2 protein-coding genes and 1 pseudogene are annotated in these 1424 nt (G+C 44.9%); all 3 read right to left on the bottom strand.

Going from position 1 to position 1424, the window contains the following annotated elements; translation table 11 throughout:
- Positions 1-535 (bottom strand): annotated as a pseudogene (locus G5B06_RS18525) (hypothetical protein); the annotation flags it as partial.
- A complete protein-coding gene (locus G5B06_RS18520; RefSeq protein ID WP_227163109.1) occupies positions 498-851 on the bottom strand; it encodes a DUF4315 family protein in 354 nt (117 codons plus the stop codon). The gene G5B06_RS18520 and the pseudogene G5B06_RS18525, both read right to left, overlap by 38 nt.
- Positions 832-1424 (bottom strand): C40 family peptidase (locus G5B06_RS18515; protein ID WP_173772718.1); only part of this gene is annotated, 593 nt, incomplete at its 5' end. The genes G5B06_RS18515 and G5B06_RS18520, both read right to left, overlap by 20 nt.

The following is a 1424-nucleotide window of genomic DNA, read 5'->3' as shown; positions in this document are numbered from 1 at the left end:
GTTGCACTCTCAGCATTCCATCCTTCAGATCTGTATAAGTGGTGCCATTAACTGTCACAGAAGTAATGCCGGAAACGGTATCATTTCCCTGAATCGTCAGTACACCATCTGTCAGAGATGCAGAAAGCGTAGGCTTTTCTGTGTCATAACATTTAATAGAGCGATTCTGCTCATAGACCTTCCCCTCACCATCTGTCACACGCACATAGACCGTCTGATTACCAGTAATGGAAATACTTCCATTCCCTGTCACATCCTGCCAGCTTCCGTCTTTCCCAGCTTTCGCTTCAATTTTTGTGATAGAAAATCCTTCTGGCATATGACTGGCATCCACAGTAATTGCGACTGCCGTTTCCCCCTGTCTCCAGCCATCTGGCTTTTCAATCGTAATTGCGGGTGCTGTATTCTCTGCCGCTAACACACTCTGTGTCTGCAACATAGGCGATGTCAAGCAAAGAATCGTTGTTGCCGCAAGCAATCCTTTTTTCACGCTATTTTTAGATTTCTTCTGTTTCATCTTCTCTAAATTCATCATCAGACCTTGTTTCCTCCTTCTGTATTTCTACCCTGCCGGGCAGTTCATTTTTCATTCTCTTTTTGAAAGCTTCCAGCTCTGGAATGCTCATATCCATTGCACGGATAATTTTTACAATTTCCAGATTTTCCGCTTCTGTTTTTGCTATCTCCGCAGCCTTGAAACGCTTTAAATCTGCTTCATATCTGGCTTTGGATGCTTCCATTTTTTCCTTGGCTTTCTCATAATCTGCCGTTGCTTTTTCAAGACTTTTCATCGCTTCTCCTTTCCGGACGGCTGTTACACCGCCCTTTTCCTTACCATCGTCCGAATCCATAGAAATGACTCTGCCAGTATGGAGAGTTGATGGACGTATACTGCACCGGATGCCCACAATGGATCATCTGACCATTGCCCACATAGATTCCGATATGCGTTACCGGAACTCCTGCATCGTAAGTACCTGTAAAGAAGATCAGATCTCCTGGCTGTGCTTCTGACTGAGATACCGGCGTACAAATGTCATACAATCCCTGTGCCGTTAATCTTCCTGTATTCCTTACACCTGAATGTGTCAGGCAGTAACTTACGAATCCAGAACAGTCAAATCCACTTGGCGAATATCCACCCCACACATACGGTGTCCCAAGATATCTCGCTGCTTCATTTAACAAACGCTGTGCTGCTTCACTGGTATATTCATTGCCGCCAAATCCTGCCCCTTCTCCTGTTTCCAGATAAAAGATCGGGTTTAACCGCTCTCCATTTTTCAGAAGTTCAATGTGAAGATGGCTTCCTGTAGAATTTCCAGTATTTCCTACAAGCCCTATCTCATCACCTTTCGTGACGGATGCTCCTGCAGATACACTCCGGCTGCTTAAATGTGCATACCGCAGTTCATAGCCTTTAC

This window comes from Blautia luti (genome assembly GCF_013304735.1).
Taxonomy (GTDB): domain Bacteria; phylum Bacillota; class Clostridia; order Lachnospirales; family Lachnospiraceae; genus Blautia_A.
Note: the sequence above shows the minus strand (reverse complement) of the source record. Positions and strands in the feature narration are given on the sequence as shown.